The 23,478-nt window shown below is 71.2% G+C and carries 23 protein-coding genes; 18 read left to right on the top strand and 5 right to left on the bottom strand.

Annotation, left to right across the window (positions count from 1 at the left end; all coding sequences use genetic code 11):
* The first annotated feature begins 44 nt into the window (after positions 1–44).
* Entirely contained in the window at positions 45–1,079 is a 1,035-nt protein-coding gene (gene bioB, locus MIC98_RS02155; protein ID WP_239735157.1) for a biotin synthase BioB, read from the top strand.
* Between the two features lie 63 nt (positions 1,080–1,142).
* Entirely contained in the window at positions 1,143–2,273 is a 1,131-nt protein-coding gene (locus MIC98_RS02150) for a hypothetical protein (protein WP_239735156.1), read from the top strand.
* 18 nt (positions 2,274–2,291) lie between these two features.
* Here MIC98_RS02150 and MIC98_RS02145 read toward each other — a convergent pair whose 3' ends face one another.
* Positions 2,292–3,773, bottom strand: a complete 1,482-nt coding sequence (locus MIC98_RS02145; RefSeq protein WP_057639521.1) for an AAA family ATPase — start codon at positions 3,771–3,773, stop codon at positions 2,292–2,294.
* A gap of 234 nt (positions 3,774–4,007) precedes the next feature.
* On the opposite strand from MIC98_RS02145, the gene MIC98_RS02140 reads away from it, so the two are divergent.
* The 11 genes from MIC98_RS02140 (at position 4,008) to MIC98_RS02090 (ending at position 13,862) form a co-directional block, all read left to right on the top strand.
* On the top strand, positions 4,008–4,640 hold the full coding sequence (locus tag MIC98_RS02140) for a ParA family protein (protein ID WP_239735155.1): 633 nt from the start codon (positions 4,008–4,010) through the stop codon (positions 4,638–4,640).
* A 19-nt stretch (positions 4,641–4,659) separates the two neighbouring features.
* Positions 4,660–5,136 (top strand): histidine phosphatase family protein, encoded by a 477-nt coding sequence (locus tag MIC98_RS02135; RefSeq protein WP_057639523.1) that lies wholly within the window; start codon positions 4,660–4,662, stop codon positions 5,134–5,136.
* Positions 5,137–5,140: 4 nt separating this feature from the next.
* A complete protein-coding gene (locus MIC98_RS02130) occupies positions 5,141–5,710 on the top strand; it encodes a YceI family protein (RefSeq protein WP_239735154.1) in 570 nt (189 codons plus the stop codon).
* Complete coding sequence (locus tag MIC98_RS02125) at positions 5,707–7,668, top strand: phospholipase D family protein (RefSeq protein ID WP_239735153.1); 1,962 nt, start codon at positions 5,707–5,709, stop codon at positions 7,666–7,668. Before MIC98_RS02130 ends, MIC98_RS02125 begins: the two co-directional genes overlap by 4 nt.
* An 80-nt stretch (positions 7,669–7,748) precedes the next feature.
* A complete protein-coding gene (locus MIC98_RS02120) occupies positions 7,749–7,961 on the top strand; it encodes a DUF2945 domain-containing protein (RefSeq protein ID WP_057639526.1) in 213 nt (70 codons plus the stop codon).
* A 1-nt stretch (position 7,962) separates the two neighbouring features.
* The gene (locus MIC98_RS02115; RefSeq protein WP_239735152.1) at positions 7,963–8,514 is read left to right on the top strand and encodes a DUF488 domain-containing protein; all 552 of its coding nucleotides are present in this window, start codon (positions 7,963–7,965) and stop codon (positions 8,512–8,514) included.
* A 201-nt stretch (positions 8,515–8,715) separates the two neighbouring features.
* Complete coding sequence (locus MIC98_RS02110) at positions 8,716–9,135, top strand: hotdog fold thioesterase (protein WP_057639528.1); 420 nt, start codon at positions 8,716–8,718, stop codon at positions 9,133–9,135.
* A 74-nt stretch (positions 9,136–9,209) separates the two neighbouring features.
* Positions 9,210–10,001 carry a lysophospholipid acyltransferase family protein gene (locus MIC98_RS02105; RefSeq protein ID WP_057639529.1) on the top strand — a complete coding sequence of 264 codons (792 nt, stop codon included), beginning with the start codon at positions 9,210–9,212 and terminating at the stop codon, positions 9,999–10,001.
* 57 nt (positions 10,002–10,058) lie between these two features.
* Positions 10,059–11,045, top strand: coding sequence for an alpha/beta fold hydrolase (locus MIC98_RS02100; protein WP_239737998.1), 987 nt, complete (start codon positions 10,059–10,061; stop codon positions 11,043–11,045).
* Positions 11,046–11,143: 98 nt separating this feature from the next.
* Positions 11,144–13,213 carry a tetratricopeptide repeat protein gene (locus MIC98_RS02095; RefSeq protein ID WP_239735151.1) on the top strand — a complete coding sequence of 690 codons (2,070 nt, stop codon included), beginning with the start codon at positions 11,144–11,146 and terminating at the stop codon, positions 13,211–13,213.
* 16 nt (positions 13,214–13,229) lie between these two features.
* Positions 13,230–13,862: a YbhB/YbcL family Raf kinase inhibitor-like protein gene (locus MIC98_RS02090; protein ID WP_239735150.1), complete on the top strand. Its 633-nt coding sequence runs from the start codon at positions 13,230–13,232 to the stop codon at positions 13,860–13,862.
* Here the strand turns inward: MIC98_RS02090 and MIC98_RS02085 are convergent.
* The gene (locus MIC98_RS02085) at positions 13,852–15,255 is read right to left on the bottom strand and encodes a hypothetical protein (protein WP_239735149.1); all 1,404 of its coding nucleotides are present in this window, start codon (positions 15,253–15,255) and stop codon (positions 13,852–13,854) included. The genes MIC98_RS02090 and MIC98_RS02085 overlap by 11 nt on opposite strands.
* 159 nt (positions 15,256–15,414) lie before the next feature.
* Between MIC98_RS02085 and bioF the strand changes: the two genes are divergently transcribed.
* From bioF to bioC, 3 genes are read left to right on the top strand one after another with little or no spacing between them, the layout of a single operon-like run.
* Entirely contained in the window at positions 15,415–16,626 is a 1,212-nt protein-coding gene (gene bioF / locus MIC98_RS02080; protein WP_057639531.1) for an 8-amino-7-oxononanoate synthase, read from the top strand.
* Between the two features lie 10 nt (positions 16,627–16,636).
* The gene (gene bioH / locus MIC98_RS02075) at positions 16,637–17,404 is read left to right on the top strand and encodes a pimeloyl-ACP methyl ester esterase BioH (RefSeq protein WP_239735148.1); all 768 of its coding nucleotides are present in this window, start codon (positions 16,637–16,639) and stop codon (positions 17,402–17,404) included.
* A gap of 26 nt (positions 17,405–17,430) precedes the next feature.
* Positions 17,431–18,318: a malonyl-ACP O-methyltransferase BioC gene (gene bioC / locus MIC98_RS02070; protein ID WP_057639533.1), complete on the top strand. Its 888-nt coding sequence runs from the start codon at positions 17,431–17,433 to the stop codon at positions 18,316–18,318.
* A gap of 74 nt (positions 18,319–18,392) precedes the next feature.
* On the opposite strand, the gene MIC98_RS02065 is transcribed toward bioC, so the two are convergent.
* Genes MIC98_RS02065 through MIC98_RS02055 form a run of 3 tightly spaced genes read right to left on the bottom strand, consistent with a single transcriptional unit; the run spans position 18,393 to position 20,410 of the window.
* A complete protein-coding gene (locus MIC98_RS02065; RefSeq protein ID WP_239735147.1) occupies positions 18,393–18,821 on the bottom strand; it encodes a ketosteroid isomerase-related protein in 429 nt (142 codons plus the stop codon).
* A 24-nt stretch (positions 18,822–18,845) separates the two neighbouring features.
* Entirely contained in the window at positions 18,846–19,463 is a 618-nt protein-coding gene (locus MIC98_RS02060; protein ID WP_239735146.1) for a YdcF family protein, read from the bottom strand.
* A complete protein-coding gene (locus tag MIC98_RS02055; protein ID WP_239735145.1) occupies positions 19,448–20,410 on the bottom strand; it encodes a pyridoxal-phosphate dependent enzyme in 963 nt (320 codons plus the stop codon). The genes MIC98_RS02060 and MIC98_RS02055 overlap by 16 nt, the downstream gene beginning before the upstream one ends.
* A 120-nt stretch (positions 20,411–20,530) precedes the next feature.
* Between MIC98_RS02055 and MIC98_RS02050 the strand changes: the two genes are divergently transcribed.
* Positions 20,531–21,070 carry a hypothetical protein gene (locus tag MIC98_RS02050; protein ID WP_239735144.1) on the top strand — a complete coding sequence of 180 codons (540 nt, stop codon included), beginning with the start codon at positions 20,531–20,533 and terminating at the stop codon, positions 21,068–21,070.
* A gap of 500 nt (positions 21,071–21,570) precedes the next feature.
* Positions 21,571–23,460, top strand: a complete 1,890-nt coding sequence (gene mnmG / locus MIC98_RS02045) for a tRNA uridine-5-carboxymethylaminomethyl(34) synthesis enzyme MnmG (protein ID WP_239735143.1) — start codon at positions 21,571–21,573, stop codon at positions 23,458–23,460.
* Positions 23,461–23,478: the final 18 nt, after the last annotated feature.

Raw genomic sequence — 23,478 nt, 5'->3', positions numbered from 1 at the left:
CAGACTGCCGCGTTTCCCCTGCCCGAATCTGTCAGGAAACCACGATGTCCGCCGTCATCCGCCACGACTGGAGCCGCGAGGAATTGCTGGCGCTGTTCGACCTGCCGTTCCCCGAGCTGCTGTTCCGCGCCGCCAGCGTGCACCGCGAACACTTCGACCCGACGCAGGTGCAGGTGTCCACGCTGCTGTCGGTCAAGACCGGCGGCTGCCCGGAGGACTGCGCCTACTGCCCGCAGGCGCAGCGCTACGACACCGGCGTCAACGCGCAGAAGCTGATGGACACCGACGCGGTGGTCGAACGCGCGCGCGCGGCCAAGCACGCTGGCGCCTCGCGCTTCTGCATGGGCGCGGCGTGGCGTTCGCCGAAGGACCGCGACATCCCCAAGGTGGCGGCGATGATCGCCGAGGTGAAGGCGCTGGGCCTTGAAACCTGCGCGACGCTGGGAATGCTCGAAGGCCATCAGGCCAAGGCGCTCAAGGACGCCGGGCTGGACTACTACAACCACAACCTCGACACCGCGCCGGACTACTACGACTCGATCATCCACACCCGCCAGTACCAGGACCGGCTGGACACGCTCGAACACGTGCGCAACGCCGGGCTGAAGACCTGCTGCGGCGGCATCGTCGGCATGGGCGAGACCCGCGAGCACCGCGCCGGCCTGCTGCTGGCGCTGGCCAACCTGCCGGCGCACCCGGATTCGGTGCCGATCAACCGGCTGGTGCAGGTGGCCGGTACGCCTCTGCATGGAAGTGCGGAGCTGGACCCGTTCGAGTTCGTGCGCATGATCGCGGTGGCGCGCATCGCGATGCCGCGCTCGATGGTGCGGCTGTCGGCCGGGCGCGAGAGCATGAGCGACGAATTGCAGGCGCTGTGCTTCGCCGCCGGCGCCAACTCCATCTTCTACGGCGAAAAGCTGCTGACCACCGGCAACCCAGACACCGAACGCGACCAGGCGCTGTTCGCGCGGCTGGGCATCCGCCCGATGCAGGTGAACGTCGATGCCGAGGACCATGACCACCCGAACACGGTGCACTTGGACATCGCCCCGCAATGCGGCTGCGCGCAACCGGCCTGACGCCCGCCGGGCGGGCATCCCGGTAAACTCGTCGCCACCGGATCGGGACAGGGGAGTCGGCGGATGATGGGGCGCATCGGGCTGTTGGCGTGCGTGCTGGCGCTGTGCGCGTGCACGGGCATCCACCGGGATTTCACCCAGTCGTTCGTGGATGCCAACCGCGGCCTCGACGACGACGCGTGGGCGGCGGCGTATTCACCGGAGATGAAGCTGCTGGCCGTCGGCCGCGATTCGGGCCGGCTGGAACTGTGGGACGCAGACAAGCCCGACGCACGGATCGCGGTGCAGGCGCACGAGCTGCGCCCCCAGGGCTTCGCCTTCGGCCCCGAGGACGGCATCGTCATTACCCAATCGGCCAGCGGCAACATCGACATCGGCGACATCGTCCAGCTCGAGAACGGGCCGAAAATATGGGACGCGCGCAGCGGCAAGCTGCTGCACGCCTTCCGTGATCCCAACTGGCTGCCCGGCGCGGTGTCGGCCACGCCGGAACGCGGCCTGTACCTGCTGGCCAGCAGTGATGAGTTGCGCATCTACGACCACGCCAAGCGCGCGCTGGCCGGCGAGCCACTGCGGCTGCAACAGGACGGCAGCGTCACCTGCATCGACTGGGACAAAGCATCCGGCCTGATCGCCGTCGGCACCGCCAAGGGCGTGGTCCTGCTGCTCAGGTTGCACCGCGACGCGGCGGGGCCGCGGCTGGAGATCGTGGACCGTCGCGCCCTGCACGAACCGGGACCGCGCAATGACCTGCTTGCGGTGATGCTGCTGGACCAAGGCACGCGGTTGGTCACGGTGCAGCATTCGCCCGAACGGGCACGGGCGCTGCGCGACGACGTGCCACCGCTGTACCACGGGCTGCAGCACGAAACCGTGCGCTGGAACCTGGCCGGCTGGCAGCGCGAGCACGTGTATTCCAGCACCTTGGTCGGCGTGCACCAGGCCGGCTTCACCCGCGGCGAGGACTGGCTGGTGCTGGCCGGGGTGGCCGGCGGCACCGCGCGGATCGAGGGCAGGATCGAGCTGGTCGACCTGCGCAGCGGCGTGGCCTGGCGGTACAAGGCCAATACCACCCACGCCACCGCGGTGCTGCTGCCGGCCGCGCGCGAGGGGCTGGTACTGGGCAACGGCCGCGCCACCCGCGTCAAATACCTGGACCAGGCCGACAGCGTGCCGTGGTCGGCGCCACGCTGAGCGCGGCGACCCGGCGGTTCAATCGGCCGACACCGTGCGCCCGCGCGCCCAGTCGCGCAGCGCCTGCACCTGCTCGGCCATCAGCACCGACAACGGCCGCGTGTTGCGGATCTCGGCCATCAGCAGGTCGGTGTCCAGCGGCTTGCGCTCGGCGTGGGCGGCGTACAGGCCGGCGACCACCGCCTGCTCGATCTCGGCGCCGGAAAACCCATCGGCCGCCGCCGCCAGCGCCGGCAACGCGAACGCCTCGGCGTCCAGCCCGCGCTTGCCCAGGTGCAGGCGCAGCAGTTCCACGCGGGTGTCCGGCGCGGGCAGGTCGACGAAGAAGATTTCGTCGAAGCGGCCCTTGCGCAGCAGTTCGGCCGGCAGTTCGTGCACCTGGTTGGCGGTGGCGACGATGAACACCGGCGCCTTGCGCTCGGCCATCCAGGTCAGCAGGTAGCCCAGCACCCGGCGCGAGACGCCGCCGTCCTCGCCGCTGCTGGCCAGCCCTTTCTCGATCTCGTCGATCCACAGCACGCACGGCGCCAGCTGCTCGGCCGAGGCCAGCGCCTGGCGCAGGTTGTTCTCGGTTTCGCCGTGGTACTTGTTGTAGAGCGTGCCGAAGTCCAGCCGCAGCAACGGCACGCCGAAGCCGGCGGCGGTGGCCTTGGCCAGCATCGATTTGCCGCAGCCCTGCACGCCGAGCAGCAGCATGCCGCGCGGCGGGTCCAGCCCCGGCGGCGCGTCGCCGGCGACGAACACCGCGCGGCGCTGCTCGATCCAGCGCTTCAGGCGCGCCGCGCCGGCCACCTCGCCGAAGCGCGCGCTGTCGTATTCGTAGTGCAGGTGGCCGCTGCGGTTGAGCAGCTCGAACTTCAGCTTGGCCAGCTGCGGCAGGTCGTCGGCATGCAGCGCGCCGTCGCCGTGGATCAGCTGGCGGGCGATGCGCCGCGCATCGGTCAGGCTCAGGCCCTGCAGGTTGCGCAGGATCTGCCGCACCGCGTCCTGGTCCACCTCCACGCGGCGGCCGCCGTTCTCGCCGGCGTAGGCCGCCGCTTCCTCGCGCAGCATCTTCAGCAGCGCGTTGGCGTCGGGCAGGCGCGGGTTGAAGCGGGTCGCCAGCGGTTCCAGTTCGGCCGGCAACTCGACCTTGGCGCCGACCAGCACCAGCACGTGCGGCTGGCTGTGGCGGCGCTGCACGATGTCGCGCAGCAGCCGCTGGTGGCTGGCGTAGCCGAGGTAGGGGTGGAAGTCGAGCAGCAGGTAGATGCCGCGCTGGTCGGCCTCGTGGATCATCCGCAGCACCGAGCTGGCGTCCGGCGGGCCGCTGGCCTCGTCCTCGCGGTCCATGTCGATGCGGCGCAGGCCCTCGGTGATCGACCAGCGGTACAGCGCACGCCACACGTTCATCAGCGCCTGCCGGAACAGCTCCACGATCCGCGCCTCGTCCCGTGTCTCGATGACGATCAACGGCGTGCTGGCGCGGATCAGCGCGGTCAGGTCCTGCAACTCGCTCATGGGGGCTCCGGCGGCGGGGCCGACAAGATAGCAAAGCGGCAGGGGCATCGTGGTTGCACCCAGAGTGATGCAGGGGCGACGTCAGTCGCGACCGGGCCGTACCGGGAAAGGCCCGGTCGCGACTGACGTCGCTCCTGCGGGTTGTCTCCCCGGCACGGGCCCCGCCCGGCGACTACCGCGGCCATCGCTTCGCGGTGTACGCTGCCGGCCAGTCCCGCGCAAAACGAGGCGTGCATGAAGACGATCCTGGTGGCCGGTTCCAAGGGCGGTGTCGGCAAGACCACCATCGCCACCCATCTGGCCGCGCATTCGGCGCTGGCCGGGCAGGCGACGGTGATCGCCGATGCCGATCCGCAGGGGTCCAGCACGCGCTGGGCGCAACGCCGCGCCAACCTTGAAAGCGCGGTGCTGCCGGTGGACGTGCACCGCAGGAAGAACTGGGAAAAATTCATTCCCGAGGGCGCCGAGCAGGTGATCGTCGACGCCCCGGCCGGTGCCTACGCCGAGGACCTGGAGCACTTCATCGACGCGGCCGACGCGATCGTGGTGCCGGTGCTGCCCTCGGCGCTGGACATCGAGGCCATCGTCGGCTTCCTGAACAGCCTGTCGAAGATCAAGCGCGTGCATTCGCGCGCGCTGCCGGTGGGGCTGGTGCTCAACCGCACCCGGCCGTGGACGCAGACCTCGCAGCAGGCGCGGCAGATGCTGGCGCAATGGCCCTACGAAGTGGTCGCGCAGCTGCGCGACAGCCAGAGCTACGTGGTGATGGTCGGGCTGGGCCGCAGCCTGTTCGACTACCACTCGGCGATGGTCCGCGAGCACCAGCAGGACTGGGCGCCGCTGCTGCACTGGTTGAACAAGGCCTGACCCGGAGTGATGCCCCGCCATGCGTGAACTGATCCTGCTGCGACATGCCCATGCCGAACCGGCCGACAACGGCCTGGCCGACATCGACCGCCCGCTTTCCCCGCATGGCCTGGCCGAGGCCGAGGCGGCCGGGCGCTGGCTGCTGGAACAACGGCTGGTGCCCGACCGGGTGCTGTGCTCGCCGGCGCGGCGCACCCGCGAAACGCTGGAGGCGGTGCTGGCGCTGACCGGCTACGTCGAACAGCGGCTGGACCCGCGCATCTACGACGCCACCCCCGGCGCGCTGGCGGCGCTGGTGGACGAGCACCGCGAGGTCGAGCGCCTGTTGCTGGTCGGCCACAACCCCGGCCTGGAGCAGCTGGTGGCGCTGATGCACAGCGGCCAGTCCGGCGACTACCGCGGCATGCCGCCGTCGGCGGTGGCGGTGCTGGCGCTGCCGAAGGAGGCGACCATCGAGCCGGGCGTGGCCAGGCTGGCGGCGTTCTGGTGGCCCTGAGCCCATGCCGGCGGTACGCGGCGCCCTGCTTGCCCTGCTGCTGGCGGTAACCGGCGCTGCGTCGGCGACGCAGCCGCTGCCCTTCGACACCACCCACTCGCGCTTCGGCTTCGAGATCCGCACCCGCTTCGGGCAGCGCATCGAGGGCGAATTCCCGCACTTCGAGGGCTGGCTGACGGTGCTGCCGGACGGCCGCCACCAGGTGCACCTGCGCATGTATTCCCGCTACGTCGAGATCCCCGGCAAGCCGCGCTACACCAGTTGGATGCGCGGCGAGGATTTCTTCGACGCTGCCCATTACCCGCTGGTCGAATTCGAATCCGAGCCGTTCGAGCCGAACATCGTCAACCAGGGCGGCGACGTGCAGGGGCAGCTGTCGATCCGCGGCATCAGCCGGCGCGAGACGCTGCACGTGGGCGAACCCGAATGCGCCCGGCCCGGCTATGATTGCGACCTCGTCAGCCGGGGTACCGTCTTGCGCGGCCGTTACGGCATGGACAACTGGCAGTTCGCCCTGAGTGACCGAGTGACCTTCATCCTGCGCACGCGCCTGACCGGCGCGCCCCAACCGTGACCCTGCCCGCACGCCTGTTGCTGCTGGCCGCCGCCATGCTGGCCGGCGGCTGCGCCTCGCTGTCACCGCAGCAGCGCGAGCGCGCAGAAGGCATCGCCGTGGCCGCGCGCTCGACCGTGGTGGACTGCGGGCGCCCGGACCGCTGCGCGCTGGATTCGCCGCTGCGCGCGCTGGGCGGGCAGGCGATGGCCGAAACCGCCGCCGCCGGTGCGCCGCGCCATTACGCCACCCTGCTCGACGAAGGCGAACTGTCGCTGGTGGCGCGGCTGAACCTGATCCGCAGCGCCACCCGCAGCATCGACCTGCAGACCTACATCTTCGACACCGACGACAGCGCGCGCATGGTCATCGACGCACTGCTCGACGCCGCCCGCCGCGGGGTGAAGGTGCGGGTGCTGATCGACCAGCTCTCGGCCATTTCCAACCTGCAGATGCTCGGCGCGCTGGCCGGCGCCCACGCCAATTTCGAGCTGCGCATCTACAACCCCACCTTCGGCAAAGCCGTGCCGAACTACTTCGACTACGCCGGCAGCGTGCTGTGCTGCTTCCGCCGCTTCAACCAGCGCATGCACAACAAGCTGCTGGTGATCGACGACGTCATCGGCGTGGTCGGCGGACGCAACTACCAGGACGACTATTACGACTGGGACGCCGAGTACAACTTCCGCGACCGCGACGTGGTGGTGGCCGGCCCCGAGGTGCGGGAGATGGCGGCCAACTTCGACGCGTTCTGGAATGCGCGCCGCAGCGTGCCGGCCGAGCGCCTGAACGACGTCGGCCGCAGCCTGTTGCGGCAGGGCGTGCCGCCGTTGCCGGACCCGGCGTTCCTGCGCCCGGAGCGCATCGCCCGGGTGGATGCCGAGGCCGACGATGCGGCGTTCGTCGCCAGCCGCTTCGTGGACACCGCGCTGCCGGTGCGCGCGGTGAGCTACGTCGCCGACCTGCCGCGCAAGCACCGCCGCGAGCGCGCCGGGCAGCCACCGCCGCCGCACCTCACCGAACCGCGGCTCGACGCGCTGATCGCCGGCGCGCAGTCCGAGGTGCTGCTGCAGACCCCCTACCTGGTGCTGTCGCGGCCGGCGCGGCGCCTGTTCGAGGACCTGCGCGAGCGCGAGCTGCCGCCGCGTGTGGTGGTATCCACCAACAGCCTGGCCGCCACCGACAACCCCATCGTCTATGCGATGGCCTACAAGTACAAACGCCGCAACCTGCGCGAGCTGGGCTTCGACATCCACGAATACAAGCCGTTCCCACAGGACGCGCCGGTGGACTACGCCAACCTGCTGCCGCCACCGCCGGGCACGGCGGCGCCGCCGTCGGGCCGCAACCCGTTGCTGGGCGCCAGCGCCGCCGGCAGCAACGCCCGCGGCAGCGCCCGCCCGCCCGCCGGCAACGAGATCGAGCGCGAGGTGCTGCGTACCGAGACCCGGCCCTCGTTCCTCGGCAGCAAGGCGGTCAACCGCCCGCTGCCGGTGACGCGCGAGGGCGCGCGCATGGGCCTGCACGCCAAGTCGCTGGTGGTGGACCGTCGCATCGGCGTGGTCGGCACCCACAACTTCGACCCGCGCAGCGAGAACTACAACACCGAAGGCGCGGTGATCATCGACGATCCCGCCTTCGCCGAAGCGCTGGCGCAGAGCATCCTGCGCGACACCCGCCCGGAAAACGCCTGGGTGGTGGCACCACGGCAGAAGCCGCCGGTCCTGTCGGGCCTGAACTACAGCCTCGGCAAGGCCTCCGAGGCGCTGCCGGTGCTGGATTTCTGGCCGTGGCGCTACGCCACCAACTACGAGTTCCGCCCCGGCCCCGACTGCCCGGCGCCGCTGCCGCGCCAATCCCCGGACTTCCACCGCTGCTACGTGGCGGTGGGCGATTTCCCGGAAGTGGCGGTCGGCCCGAAATGGCTGCTGGTGCGGATGCTGACCGCCTTCGGCGCCGGGCTGGTACCGATCCTGTAGATGCCGCCGGCGCGGCATGCACGACGCGTGGACGGCGGCCGCGCTGCAATGGCCGCACCGTCCGCAACCGGAGACCCGTCATGCCCCACGCCTTCAAGGTCGGCGACCACGTCCGCTGGAATTCCGAGGCCGGCCACGTCAGCGGCCACATCACCAAGGTCCACACCCGCGACACCGAGTACAAAGGGCACATGCGCCGCTGCAGCCCGGACGACCCGCAGTACGAGATCCGCAGCGACCGCACCGAGCACGTCGCCATGCACCGCGGCGCGGTGCTGGAGAAGATCGGCTGAGATGGGCGACGCCGCCACCCTCTGGACCATCGGCCATTCCACCCGCGGCTGGGAGGAGTTCCTCGCCCTGCTGGCGACGCAGCGCATCGAGGCGATCGCCGACGTGCGCCGCTTTCCCGGCTCGCGCCGCTACCCGTGGTTCACCGGCGAAACGATGGCCGCGAACCTGCCGGCCGCCGGCATCGACTACCTGTGGCTGCCGCAACTGGGCGGCCGCCGCCGCGTGCAGCCGGGCTCGCCGAACGGCGGCTGGCGCAACGCCTCGTTCCAGGGTTATGCCGACCACCTGTACAGCGCCGAGTTCGCCGAAGGCCTGGAGCAGCTGCTGCAGCTGGCCGTCCGCCGCCGCACCGCAGTGATGTGCGCCGAAGCGGTGTGGTGGCGCTGCCACCGCCGCCTGATCGCCGACGTGCTGACCGAACGCAGCATCCCGGTCCTGCACATCCTCGACGCCGGCCACGTGCAGCCGCACGTGCTGACCGGGAACGCGCGGATGGTCGATGGCCAGCTTGTCTACCCGCCCGAACAGCAGGATCTGTTCGGCGCAAAATGATTGCTCTTCCTGCGTTTCCACTCGGGACAAGGTGCCCCAGGAGAGCGGAGCACTCCCGTAGAGCGGGGCTTGCCCCGCTGAAGCCTTTTCGGTGGAGCTCCAGCGGGGCAAGCCCCGCTCTACAAGAGCCGCACACCCTGCAAGGACACCAGATCAGCCCGCAGCTATAAACTGCCGCTTTCTCCAGCATCCATTCCACACATGGCCTTCCGCGCCCCGGTCTCCCTCGAAGCACTCAACCGCCTCAGCCAAGGCACCCTGATCGAACACCTCGGCATCGTCTTCACCGGCGCCGGCGACGACTGGCTGCAGGCCACCATGCCGGTGGACCCGCGCACCCGCCAGCCCTACGGCCTGCTGCACGGCGGCGCCTCGGTGGTGCTGGCCGAAACCCTCGGCAGCAGCGCCGGCAACCTGTGCGTGGACACCACCACCCACATCTGCGTCGGGCTGGAGATCAACGCCAATCACCTGCGCGCGACCCGTACCGGCACCGTCACCGGCACCGCCCGCGCCGTGCACGTCGGCCGCACCACCCAGGTCTGGGACATCCGCATCGAGAACGAGGCCGGCAAGCCGGTCTGCGTCTCGCGGCTGACGCTGGCGGTAGTGCCGGCCTGACACTGCATGGCGCCGTGCGGAAACGCTTCTCATCCAGCTGGCGGAAGCCGGACCGCATCCGGTATCGTGCGCGGATGACTTCCCCCCGTCCCGCCCGCCAGGGCCGCGTGGCGCGTGCCTTCCGCTACCTGTACCGCGTGCCGCTGCTGCTGGTCCACGTCCTCGTGTTCCTGCCGTTGATCCTGCTGCTGATGGCACCGCCGTTCGGCCGCCTCGGCGCGGCGGCCGACCCGCTGGAACACAAGGTCGTGCGCTGGTGGTCGGGCGGGCTGATGTGGATCTTCGGCTTCCGCCTGCAGCGCCGCGGCCAGCCGCTGCCGGGGGCGGTGCTGTTCGTCGCCAACCACGTCGGCTGGGTCGACATCAGCATGATCCACAGCCAGAAGATGGTCGGCTTCGTCGCCAAGCGCGAGATCGCCAGCTGGCCGCTGGTCGGCTGGGTGGCCAGCCGCGGCCACACCATCTACCACCAGCGCGGCAACACCGAGTCGCTGGACGGGGTGATGGGGGAAATGGCCAAGCGCCTGCGCGAAGGCCGGCCGGTGGCGGTGTTCCCGGAAGGCCGCACCCGTGGCGGCCACGAGGTCGGCCCGTTCCACGCGCGCATCTTCCAGGCCGCGGTGGAAACCGGGGTGCCGGTGCAGCCGGTGGCGCTGCGCTACGGCGTGCGCGGCGACGCGCAGACGATGGTGGCGTTCGCGCCGGGCGAAAGCTTCGCCGGCAACTTCCTGCGCCTGCTCGGTGAGCCGGCGCGCCGCGCCGAGGTGCACTTCCTCGCCCCCATCGGCAGCCACGACGGCGAAGGCCGCCGCCACATCGCCGAAACCGCGCGCGCGCGCATCGTGGCGGTGATGGAGGGCGCGTGAGGCGATGGCGGTGGTCCGCGCCATTTCCCGCACGCATCGCCCGGCATGGCCGCCATGCTGAGCGCCGCCCAGTACCGACCGCCGCGCTGGCTGCGCAACCCGCACCTGCAGTCGATGCTGGCCTCCAGCAGCGTGCGCCTGCGCCGCGGCCAGCGGCTGCTGGCCGGCAGCGGCGCAACCACCCGTGAACTGATCCTCGGCGGCGGCGACGACGTGCGCCTGCAGGCCTGGCACAGCCACGTGCCTGGCACCGCCCCGGTCGGGCTGGCGCTGCTGCTGCACGGCTGGGAGGGCAGCGCCGAATCCAGCTACATGCGCATGGCCGCCGCGCGCCTGCTCGGGCAGGGCTTCGACGTGGTGCGGCTGAACTTCCGCGACCACGGCAACACTCACCACCTCAACCCCGGCATCTTCCACTCCTGCCGCATCGGCGAGGTGGTGCATGCCGCCGCCGACGTGGCCAGCCGCTTCCCCGGCCTGCCGATGGTGGCCGCCGGCTACTCGCTGGGCGGCAACTTCGTGCTGCGCCTGGCCCTGCACGCGCCGGACGCCGGCGTGCCGCTGCGGCACGTCGCCTCGGTCTGTCCGGTGCTGGACCCGGCGGTGACGATGGAGAGCATCGAGCGCGGCCCGGCGATGTACGACTGGTATTTCCGCCGCAAATGGACCGGCTCGCTGCGGCGCAAGCGCGCGCTGTTCCCGGAGCTGGCCGACTGCGACGACGACGTGCTGAAGCTGGACATCCGCGCGCTGACCGGCTGGCTGGTGAACCGGCATACCGACTTCGCCAGCCTGCAGGACTATTTCGACGGCTACTCCATCGCCGGCCAGCGGCTGGCCGGGCTGCAGGTGCCGGCCAGCATCCTGATGGCGCAGGACGACCCGGTGATCCCGTTCGCCACCTTCGAGCATTGGCAGCTGCCGGCGCACGCGCAACTGGAAACCGCGCGCTGGGGCGGGCACTGCGGCTTCCTCGAGAACCTGCGCGGCGACGGCTTTTCCGAACGCTGGGTGGCGCAGCGGCTGGCCGCGGCCATCGCGTAGGGGCGGGGCCTGCCCCGCCCGTGCACATCGCCGCCGAGGGCATGCGGAGCAAGCTCCGCATCTACAATGCGTGTTTTGTGCTCTCACGCCGGACCACCATGCAAGACACCCTCATCCAAGCCCTGCGCCGCAACGCCACCGACGAGGCCGTGGCCACCGCCCGGCAGTGGGTCGCCGCTGAACCGCAGCAGCCGCAGGCCCACCGCTGGCTGGCGCTGGCGCTGCAACAGCATGGCGACGTCGACGCCGCACAGGCCAGCCTGGAACAGGCACTGGCGCTGGCGCCGGACGATGCCGCCCTGCACCTGCAGCACGCCGGCCTGCTGCTGGCGCAGCGCCAGCTCGACGCCGCCGGTGCCGCGCTGGACCGCACCACCGCGCTCAACCCCAACGAATTTTCCGCCTACCTGATGCAGGCGCACCTGGCGCTGGCGCGCGAGGACATCGACGAGGCCGAACGCCTCGGCCGCCTCGCCGCGCGGGTGCAGCCGGACAGCCCCGAGCTGGGCGCGGTCGAAGGCATGGTCGCGCTGCGCCGCGGCGACGTGGACCGCGCGCTGGCGGTGCTGTCGGCCGCCAGCCAGCGCCTGCCCGACGACCCGCGCGTGCTCTACGCGCTGGGCTTCGCCTATCTCGGCAAGGGCATGCTGGCCTTCGCCGAGCAGGCGTTCCGCCGCGTCCTCGAACTGAACCCGGCCAACCACGCCCTGCACGGCCTGCTGGTGCAGCTGGCGCTGCGCCAGGGCCATACCGACCGGGCCGCCGAGGCCATGCGCCAGGTGCTGGCCACGCCACAGGGCGACAACCCCGGCATGCACCGGCTGGCCGGCGAACTGGAACTGGCCTCGGGCCAGCCGCTGCAGGCGCTGGAACACCTGCGCCCGCTGCTCGCGCAGCTGCCCGGCGACCGCGCAACCCTGCAACTGCTGCTGCTCGCGTGGCAGCGACTGGGCCGCGACGAGGAAGCGCGCAGCGAGCTGGACGCCGCCCTTGCCAACCATCCGCAACTGCACGACCTGTGGCTGTCGCGGCTGGCGGTAGCCGCGGTCGGCAGCGACGAAGCAGTGGACGTGGTCGAACGCTGGCTGGCGGCGATGCCCGAACACATCCCGGCGCTGGAAGCGCGCATGCGCCTGCACGACATGAAGGACGAAGCCGACGACGCCGAAACCGTGGCCAAGCACATCGTCGCGCTGGAACCGGGCCGCGCCAGCGGCGAGCAGCGCATCGTCGAAGCCCTGCTGGCACGCGACCCGGCCGCCGCCATCGCCCACGTGCAGGCCCTGCTCGACAACGCCCCGGCCGCGGCGAAGCCGGCATTGCGCGGCTGGCTGGGCGCGGTGCAGGACCGTGCCGGCGAACCGGCGGCGGCGCTGGCCACCTGGCTGCAGCAGCATGCCGACCAGGCCCCCGCGCGGCTGCCGCTGCCGCCGCAGGCCAAGGCCCCGGGCGAATGGCCGGCGCTGGGCGAAGTGGCGCAGGACAACCAAGTGCGGCCGATGTTCGTCTGGGGCGCCCCCGGCTCCGGCGTCGAGCGCGTGGTCAGGGCGATGGCCGCGGCCAGCCCGGTGCTGCGCGGCGACCGCTTCGGCCCCACCCCGCCGGACGACGCCTTCCAGAATTTCAACACCCTGCAGCGCCTGTCCGACGGCAGCCTCGATGCCGCCCAGCTCGTGCAACAGTGGCGCGACGGCCTGCCGGCGCGCGGCATCGCCGACGCCAACGTCATCGACTGGCTGCTGTGGTGGGACAACGCCCTGCTGTGGGCGCTGCGCCCGCAGCTGCCGGAAGGCCGGCTGGTGGTGGCGCTGCGCGACCCGCGCGACATGCTGGTGGAATGGCTGGCGCTGGGCGCCCCGGCGCCGCTGGCGCTGGCCTCGGCCGACGAAGCCGCGCGCTGGCTGGCGCGCGCGCTGGAACAGGTGGCCGACCTGCACGAACAGGACCTTTACCCGCTGCTGATCCTGCACACCGACGCCGCGGCCAACGACCCGGCGGCAATGGCCGCGCTGCTGGAACAGGCCTTCGGCCTGCGCTTCCCGGTGGCGCGCAGCCTTGGCCCGACCACCATCGCGGCCGGCCACTGGCGCCGTTTCGCGCAGGTGCTGGCCGCCGAATTCGCCAAGCTGACCCCGGTCGCGGTGCGGCTGGGCTACCCCGAGGCCTGACCCGCAGGAGGACATGATGAAACTGAGCAGCCAGAGTTTCGGCAACGGCCAGCCGATCCCGGCCGAATTCGCCGCCGGCGGCAGCGACGGCTTCGCCGGCAACCGCAACCCGCAGCTGGCGTGGAGCGAGGTGCCCGAAGGCACCCGCTCGTTCGCGCTGGTCTGCGTGGACCCGGACGCACCGACCGTGCCGGAGCTGGTCGGCCGCGACGACGTGAGCATCCCGCTCGACCAGCCGCGCGGCCACTTCATCCACTGGGTGATGGTGGACATCCCCGCGGCACTGCGCGAACTGGCCGCGGGCAGCTGCAGCGACGGCTTCAGCGCGCGCGGCAAGCAGCCGCCACCCGGCCCGGCCGGCGCCCGCCAGGGTTTGAACGACTACACCGGCTGGTTCGCCGCCGACCCGGACCTGTCCGGCAGCTACCGCGGCTACGACGGCCCGTACCCGCCGTTCAACGACGAGCGCGTGCACCGCTACTTCTTCCGCCTGTACGCGCTGGACGTCGAACGGCTGCCGCTGCAAGGCGACTTCACCGCCGCCGACGCCCACCGCGCCATGCACGGCCACGTGCTGGCCGAAGCGGCGATCCACGGCAGTTACACGCTGAACCCCGCGCTGGGCGACGGTTCCTCCGTCACGGCTTGACCGAAGGCGGCCGCCAATGCCAGCGGCCGGTCTCGTCGATCACCAGGCAGTGCCGCGCGCTGGCGGGGCATCGCGTTGCCACCCGGATATCGCCGGGGGCAATGCCAAGGCGCCACGCAAGCCCCGCTTGCCCCAGGGCGTAGAAGCGGTGTTCGTCGCGTATGGCGACGTGCATCGGCGCCGGCACCGGCTGGCGTTCGAGGTCCTGCAGCAACGATTCGGCCCAGCGTGCGCGGCCGATCAGGCCGGGATGGTCCAGCCGGCGGCTGCCCTCCACCGCGATCCACGAAGAAAGTGCGATCAGGGCGGCGACCACGAGCACCTGCGCATCGTCGGCGACGCAACGCGCCAGCGCGATCACCGGGAAGATGGCGGCGATGGCAGCGTAATAGGCGTAACTGTTCCACGAGAACAGGAAGTACGGCCCATAGGCGAGCCCGGCGAACACGGCCACCGCAACCCACTGCCGGCGCAGCAGCCGCGACCGGCCACGCCACGACGCGATGCCCCAGGCAGCCAGCATGGGCAGCGCGGTGGCGGCAATCCAGGCCAGGGCCTGCATCCGGTCGCCGGTGAGCACCATGCGCAGCGCTTCGCGCGGCACGTTCGACATCCAGGCCACGAAGGAAAGCATGTTGCGGACGAGATTGCCGCCCACGGTCAGCTCGTAGGCCGTGTCGGCATCGGTGGTGAAACGTGCGCGCAGGACGAGCCATGCGGCCACCACGCCGACACAGGCCAGCCACGCCACGAGCGCGCCTCGACCAGGCCGGCCCGCACCGACGAACCACGCCACGACAAGCATCAACCCCGGCGTCAGCGCCGCCGATTCCTTGCTCAGCAGGCCCAGTGCCAGCAGGACCGGCGTCGATGCCAGCAACAGGGCGCGGCGTACCGGCGCCGCGTCGCGGGCACTTGCCCAGGCGGCCAGCAGCAAGGTGGTGAACAGCGCCAGCATGGCGTTGTTGGCGGCGGCGGCCCAATGCAGGGGCAGCAGGTGCATTGCCAGTGCGGCGTACACGCTGCCGGCGATGGCCGCGATGCGGCCGGCATGCGGCCAGCGGCAGGCACGCGCCAGGCGGAACCCGAACAGCGCCACGCCCAGGCTGGCGGCCATGTGCAGGACCAGGCTCACCACGTGCGCGGAATGGACGTTGCCGCCCAGTACCGCCTCGACCCAGCGCCAGTAGCCTTCCTGCGACAACGGCCGCCAGAACAGCAGCGGCGAGGTCGGCCAGAAATCCGACCACCACGGCATGCCCGCGGCATTGGTCGCGCGGGCAGCCAGCAGGAAGACGTAGTCGTCGCCCCAGAATGGCGTCTTCAACGCCGGCAGCCACATCGCCAGCGCGGATACGGCCAGCAGGGCCACCGCCCCCCAGGGAAGAAGCATGCTGTTTCTCGCGTGGTGGTTCATGGCTGGCAGGCACGGGTCCGGGAGGCGCGGCATCGTACCAGCCGGGGATGGTCCCTCCACCGGAAACCCCGCCCCGCAAGCGGTTCCGCCTGCAACCGGTTAACCTAACGGGCCGTCCACCCCGCCACCGACGTCATGGCCCGTCCCGACCTCCACGACCGCATCCAGAACCAGCGCCGCCTGCGCGAGGCGCAGGGACGCGTGCGCGTGCGCCGCACCGTGGGCCGCCGCGACGGCGTGCGCGTGGAAGTCGACGGCAAATGGCTGGCCGGGTTCTGCAGCAACGACTACCTGGGCCTGTCGCAGCAGTTCGAGGTGACCGCCGCGCTGCAGGACGCCGCCTCGCGCGAAGGCGCCGGCGGCACCGCCTCGCACCTGGTCTGCGGCCACCATGCGCTGCACGAACAACTGGAGCGGGAAATGGCCGACTGGCTCGGCTACCCGCGCGCGCTGCTGTTCGACAGCGGCTTCATGGCCAACCTCGCCGTGCAGCAGGCGCTGCTGTCCGAGGACAACGACGTCTGCGTGCAGGACCGGCTCAACCACGCCAGCCTGCTCGACGCCACCCGGCTGGCCGGCTGCCGCCTGCGCCGCTACCCGCACCTGGACAGCGAGGGCGCGATGCGCCAGCTGAAGAACGCCGCCGACGGCGCGGCCATGCTCGCCACCGACGGCGTGTTCAGCATGGACGGCGACATCGCCCCGCTGCGCTCGCTGTCGCTGGTGGCGCGCATGCAGCAGGCGCTGTTCTACGTCGACGACGCCCACGGCGTCGGCGTGGTCGGCGAACACGGCCGCGGCAGCGTCGCCGACGCCGGGCTGGGCGTGAACGAAGTACCGCTGCAGCTGGCCACGCTGGGCAAGGCGCTGGGCAGCCACGGCGCGGTGGTGCTGGGCGAGGAAAACCTGATCCGGCACCTGGCCGAGACCGCGCGCCCCTACATCTACACCACCGCGCTGCCGCCGGCACAGGCCGCGGCCTCGCTGGCGGCGGTGAAGCTGGCGCGCCGCGACCACTGGCGCCGCGACAAGCTCACCGAGCTGGTCGCCGTCTTCCGCGAGCGCGCGCGCCACCACGGGCTGGAACTGATGCCCTCGTCCACCCCGATCCAGCCGCTGCTGTGTAGCGACGACGCGACGGCGGTGGCGCTGGCCACCGCGCTGGAGCAATCCGGCTACCTGGTCGGCGCGATCCGCCCGCCCACCGTCCCCGAAGGCAAGTCGCGGCTGCGCATCACCCTGTCGGCGCTGCACGGCGCCGAGCAGGTCCGGGCGCTGGTCGACGCCATCGCCCGTGCGCGCGACCTGCTGGCCTACGAGCAATCGCTCAACACCGCCAACGCCTGAGCGGAACGCCATGCACATCCACGTCACCGGCCGTGGCCCGGCACTGGTCCTGATCCACGGCTGGGCGCTGCACGGCGGCATCTTCGCGCCGCTGGTCGAACGACTGTCGCCGCGGTTCCAACTGCACGTCGTCGACCTGCCCGGCCACGGTTTCAGCCGCGACGACGCCACCCCGCTGCGCCTGCCGTACCTGGTCAACGCCATCGCCGCGGCCACGCCGCCGGCGGTGTGGTGCGGCTGGTCGCTGGGCGGGCTGGTGGCACTGCACGCGGCGGCGACGCTGCCGCAGGTGCGCGGACTGGCGATGCTGGCCGCCACGCCGCGCTTCGTCCGCGACGACAGCTGGCCCGACGCGGTCGAGCGCAGCGTGTTCGAGCAGTTCGGCCACGACCTGGAACAGGACTACCGTGGCACGCTGGAACGCTTCCTCGCGCTCGACGTGATGGGCTCGCAGCACGCGCGCAGCGAACTGCGGGCGCTGCGCGACGCCCTGGTCGAGCGTGGCGAGCCGGCCCCGCGCGCCCTGCACGAAGGCCTGTCCCTGCTGGAGCGCGGCGACCTGCGCGGCGCACTGCCCACCCTGCGCAAGCCGGGCCTGTGGATCGGCGGCCAGCGCGACCGGCTGGTGCCGGCCAGGGCCATGCACACCGCCGCCGCACTGGCACCGGCCGACCTGCACGTCGCGCACACCATCGACGGCGGTGGCCATGCGCCCTTCCTCGGCCATGCCGACCACGTGGCCGAACTGCTGCACGCCTTCGTCGACCGCTGCTCCTGAATCCCGCTCCACGCCGCCAGACCGCCATGCCCTCCCTGTTCGACCGCAAGCACGTCCGCCGCGCGTTCTCGCGCTCCGCCGCCAGCTACCACGCCGCCGCCGCGCTGCAGCAGGAAGTGGCCAGGCGCCTGCTGGAATCGCTGGACTACCTGGACGACAAGCAGCCGCAGGTGGTGCTCGACGTCGGCAGCGGCCCGGCGCATGCCAGCGCGACGATGAAGAAACGCTGGCCGAAGGCGCAGGTGATCGCGCTCGACCTCGCCCTGCCGATGCTGGCCGAAGCCAAGAAGCAGGCCGGCTGGTGGCGGCCGTTCTCACGCCTGTGCGCCGACGCGCGCGCGCTGCCGCTGGCCGACAACAGCGTCGACCTGATCCACAGCAACCTGTGCCTGCAATGGGTGGAAGACCTGCCGGCGGTGTTCGCCGGGTTCCGCCGCGTGCTCAAGCCCGGCGGCCTGCTGCTGTGCTCCACCTTCGGCCCGGACACGCTGATGGAGCTGCGCGAAGCCTTCGCGCAGGCCGACGACCGCGCGCACGTCAGCCACTTCGCGGCCATCGCCCAGTTCGGCGACGCGCTGATGATGGCCGGCTTCCGCGACCCGGTGCTGGACCGCGACCTGTTCACCCTCACCTACGACGACCTGCCGGCGCTGATGCGCGAGCTGAAGGCGCTGGGCGCCACCAACGCGATGAACGAGCGCCGCCGCACCCTCACCGGCCGCGGCCGCCTCGCCGCCGCGAGCCGCGCCTACGACGCCATGCGCCGGCCCGACGGCAAGTTGCCGAGCAGCTGGGAAGTCATCTACGCCCACGCCTGGGCGCCGGAACCGGGCGCCCCGATCCGCGAGCACGGCCACGACGTCGCCGCGGTGCCGGTGTCGGCGATCCCGATCCGCCGCAAGAACCCCTCGTAGGCGCGCACCTTGGTGCGCGAGAGGCTTTCCCAGCAATGCCCCCTCGCGCACCAAGGTGCGCGCCTACGGGCAGCTCAGCCGCCGACCTGCGCGATCCAGTCCTGCAGGTTGTAGTAGTTGCTGACCCGCGCGATCGCGCCGTCGCGGACCTCGAAGAACGCGCCGCCGGGCAGCACGTAGCGCTGGCCATTGGCCGGCGGCAGCCCCTCGTCGGTGTGGTGGTACTGGCCATGCACCACGTATTCGGCGGCCACCCGCGTGCCGTCGTCGCTGGCCATCACCACCACGTCGTGCAATTGCTCGCGGTAGCTGGCCTGCATGCGCCGCAGGAACGCGGCGAACGCCTCGCGGCCGGTTTCGCGCGTGCCTTGGTTCAGGTCGTGCGCGACGTCGTGGGAAAGACAGCGCAGCATCCCGTCCCAATCGCCACGGTTGAAGGCGGTGTAGTAGTCGTCGACGAGGGCGGCGGCCCGTTGTCGGGCGGAGGAAGCGTCGTGGTTCATGCGGTTTTCCAGAGGTGGCGCGGCTCAGCTACCGCGGACGAACAGGTCGCGGTGGAAGAAGTAGATTTCCTGCGCGAGGAAGCGCCAGCTGGTGTGGAAGCTGCGGAAGCGCGTGCTCGGCGTGGAGCTGGCCAGCGCGTCGATGCCCAGCTCGTCGGACAGGCGCAGCGCGCGCGCCATGTGCAGCGGATCGCTGACCAGGATTACCCGGTGCATGCCGTGCGCCTCCATCAGCCGCTTGGCCTCGATCAGGTTCTGGCGGGTGGTGCGCGAGCGGCTTTCGATCAGGATGTCCCGCGCGGGGACGTCCTGCTTCAGCGCATAACGGCGTGCCACCTGCGATTCGGAGAAGCGCGCGCCGGCGCCGCCGAAGCCGCCGGTGAAGATCAGCTTGGGCGCATAACCCTGCCGGTACAGGTCCAGGCCGTGGCGGATGCGCTCCTCGAACACCGGCGACGGCTTGGCGTCGTAGGCGGCGGCGCCGAGCACGATAATCGCGTCGGCCGGCGCGGCCTGGTCGCGGTCGCCCACCCAGATGATCCATGCCGCCACGCCCAGCAGCCACAGCAGCAGCAGCACGAGCAGCCGCCACAGCCAGCCGAATACGCCGCGCGAACGCCTGCGGCTCATGCGCCGGCCCACGGCAGCACGTCCAAATCGACGTTGCCGCCGGACAGGACCACGCCCACGTTGCGCCCGGCGAAGCGCTGCGGCTGTGCGAGGATGGCCGCCAGCACCGTCGCCGACGATGGTTCCACCACCTGCTTGAGCACCTGCCACAGCAGCCGCATCGCCGCCACGGTGGCGGCATCGTCCACGGTGACGACCGTGGCGGCGCCATCGAGCAGCGCGAAGTTGGGCGCGCCCAGCGCCGCGCGCAGGCCGTCGCACACCGTATCCGGCACGAACTCCACCTGCCGCGCGTGCGCGGCCAGCGAGCGCGCGGCGTCGGCCGCACCGGCTGGTTCGGCCAGCACCAGTTCGCACCCCGGCCGTGCCTGCCGCAACGCCAGCAGCGTGCCCGCCGCCAGCCCGCCGCCGCCGACCGGCGCCACCACCACGTCCAGCGGCGCGCCGGCCTGTCGCAGCAGTTCCAGTGTCGCCGTGCCCTGCCCGGCGATCACCGCGGCATCGGCATAGGGGTGGACCAGCGTCGCCCCGGTTTCCGCCTGCACCCGCGCGCACTCGGCCTCGCGCGCGGCCTGGTTCGGCGCGCAGCGCCACAGCGTGGCGCCGTGGCGGGCGATGTTGGCCAGCTTGGCCGCCACCGCGCCCTCGGGCACCACCACGTGGCAGGGAATGCCGCGCGAACGCGCCGCCAGCGCCAGCGCCGCGCCGTGGTTGCCGGAGGAATGGGTGACCACGCCGCGCGCGGCGTGCGCCTCGTCCAGCAGCCACACCGCGTTGCAGGCGCCGCGGAACTTGAAGGCGCCGCCACGCTGCAGGTGTTCGGCCTTGAAATGCAGGCGGGCGCCGGCCAGCGCGTCCAGTTCGCGCGAACGCAGCACCGGGGTGACCGTGGCGTGGGGCGCGATGCGGGCGGCAGCGGCCAGTACGTCGGCCGTGCCTGGCAAGGTGAGTTCAGGCATGGGGAAAGGTTAACGTAGGCCCGCCATGTCGGACCATCGCACCGCGACCGCGGGAAAGTTAAGGGCCGATTCAACGCACGGGCCGGAAGCTGCCCACATACCTTGATTGGGGGGATCTCCATGAAAACACGCCTGATCCTTTCGGCCGGCCTGCTGCTGGGCCTGTCCGGCTGCGCCACCTACGATTACGTCGGCGGCGGCTCCGGCGGTTATTACCACGGTTCCCCGCAGGTGCAGCGCACCTATCCCTACGGCTATCCGTATGGCGCCTATGGTTACGGAGCCTATGGCTATGGCGGCTATTACGGTGGTTATGGCAGCTACGGGTACCCGTACCCGGTCTACCGTCCGCCGCATCGCCCGCCCCACAACGGGCATCGTCCGCCGTCGCAGGGCAACGGCCATGTCCCACCGCGCCCCGGCAACGGGCAACCGCCGCACCCGCCGCCGGCCAACGGCAGCGGCAAGGCGCCGTGGCGCGACCTGGACCGGCTGCAGCGGCCGCAGCCGCGCCCGGGCAAGACCGAGTCGCGGCCGGTACGGCGGCCGGTGCCGCAGGCGGTGGCCCCGGCGCGCCCGGTGGTGCCGCAGCGCGCGGCACCCGAGCGACGGCCGTCACAAACCCGCAGCAGCCGCAACGTGCGCCAAGTGGAGCCTTGAAACACTTGCATTTGCGGAAAATACAGGCATCCTCTGCAGGACCCGGTGACCGATCACGTCATCAACTGACGCGGATCGGCATCACCTGAAACTTTCCATGTCGATGTCCGTCGGGAAATCTGGATCCCCCCTGTTCCGGCCCTGCCGGACATCGGCGCCTACGAAGAACGAAGCCCCGGCCAAGCCGGGGCTTCGTTCTTTCCGCAGTGCGGGCAACACCGCCGGTGGCAATGGCTCCCCGCGGTTTCCGCAAAGAAAAGGCCGACGAGTCCTGCGACCGTCGGCCCATGCTTCCCCGTTGTGCGCGTCGGCCGGCCCCTGTTCCAATTCCAGCCGCATGCGCTCGCAGCGCATTGCCACAACGGGTGCAAGGTAGTTAGCTGCACATGACGTGCCAACTTTAGGGCGCGATTGCCGATGGCGGTAAAATCACCACGCCGTCATCACCGCGCATCGCATGCCCGTGACGACGGATTTCACACTTTCGATTCCCCACGCCCATGAACGACTCCTTCCATCGCCACGACGTCATCGTCATCGGCGGCGGCCACGCCGGTACCGAGGCCGCGCTGGCCGCGGCACGCGCCGGCGCGCGCACCCTGCTGCTGACCCACAACGTCGAGACCATCGGCGCGATGAGCTGCAACCCGGCCATCGGCGGCATCGGCAAGGGCCACCTGGTCAAGGAGATCGACGCGCTGGGCGGGGCGATGGCGCACGCCGCCGACCTGGCCGGCATCCAGTGGCGCACGCTCAACGCCAGCAAGGGCCCGGCGGTGCGCGCCACCCGCTGCCAGGCCGACCGCAACCTGTACCGCATGGCGATCCGCCGCATCGTCGAGGCGCAGCCGAACCTCACCGTGTTCCAGGCAGCGGTCGATGACCTGCTGATCGAGGGCGATGCGGTGCGAGGCGTCGTCACCCAGACCGGGCTGAGCTTCCACGCCCCGGCCGTGGTGCTGACCGCCGGCACCTTCCTCGCCGGCAAGATCCACATCGGCCAGACCCAGTACACCGCAGGGCGCATGGGCGACCCGCCGGCGACCACGCTGGCCGCGCGCCTGCGCGAGCGCCCGTTCGCGATCGACCGGCTCAAGACCGGCACGCCGCCACGCATCGACGGCCGCTCGCTGGACTATTCGATGATGGAGGAACAGCCCGGCGACGATCCGCTGCCGGTGATGTCCTTCATCGGCGACGTGGCCGAGCACCCGCGCCAGGTGAGCTGCTGGATCACCCATACCAGCGAACGTACCCACGAGGTGATCCGCAACGCGCTGCACCGTTCGCCGCTGTATTCCGGGCAGATCGAGGGCATTGGCCCGCGCTACTGCCCGTCGATCGAGGACAAGGTGGTGCGCTTCGCCGAGAAGGCCAGCCACCAGATCTTCGTCGAACCCGAAGGGCTGGACGTGGTGGAGATCTACCCCAACGGCATCTCCACCTCCCTGCCGTTCGACGTGCAGCTGGAGCTGGTGCGCAGCATCCGCGGCTTCGAGCACGCGCACATCACCCGCCCCGGCTATGCCATCGAATACGACTTCTTCGACCCGCGCGGGCTGAAGGCCACGCTGGAAACCCGGCAGGTCGCCGGCCTGTTCTTCGCCGGCCAGATCAACGGCACCACCGGCTACGAGGAAGCCGGCGCACAGGGGCTGCTGGCCGGCCTCAACGCCGCGCGCCTCGTGCAGGGCAGGGACGGCTGGTGCCCGCGCCGCGACGAGGCCTACATCGGCGTGCTGGTCGACGACCTGATCACCCACGGCACCAACGAGCCGTACCGCATGTTCACCAGCCGCGCCGAGTACCGGCTGCAGCTGCGCGAGGACAATGCCGACGCACGCCTGACTCCGATCGGCCGTGAGATGGGGTTGGTCGATGACCGCCGCTGGGACGCGTTCTCGCGCAAGCAGGCCGCCGTGGCCGTCGAAACCGAACGCCTGCGCAGCCTGTGGGCGACGCCGGCCAACGCGCTCGGCCGCGAGGTACAGGAAGCCACCGGCGTGGCCGTAAGCCGCGAAACCAACGTGCTCGACCTGATCAAGCGCCCGGAACTGGATTACGCCAAGCTGATGCAGGTGCCCTCGCTCGGCCCCGGCGTGGACGATGCGAAAGTCGCCGAGCAGGTGGAAATCGGCATCAAATATGCTGGCTACCTCGGCCGCCAGCGTGAGGAAATCGAACGCCAGCAGCGCCACGAAAACACGGCGATCGCCGAAGGCTTCGACTTCGCCGCCGTGCGCGGCCTGTCCGCCGAGGTACTGCAGAAGCTCGAGCGCGCGCGCCCGCAGACCATCGGCCAGGCCCAGCGCATCCCGGGCATGACCCCCGCGGCCATCTCGCTATTGCTGGTGCATCTGGAACGCGCGCGGCGCGGCAAGGTGGCCTGAGCCACGGCCTGCGTTCAT

This window comes from Stenotrophomonas sp. NLF4-10 (assembly GCF_022359915.1).
Taxonomy (GTDB): Bacteria; Pseudomonadota; Gammaproteobacteria; order Xanthomonadales; family Xanthomonadaceae; genus Stenotrophomonas; species Stenotrophomonas daejeonensis.
The sequence above is the reverse complement of the archived record's forward strand: the minus strand, read 5'-3'. Positions and strand labels throughout refer to the sequence as shown.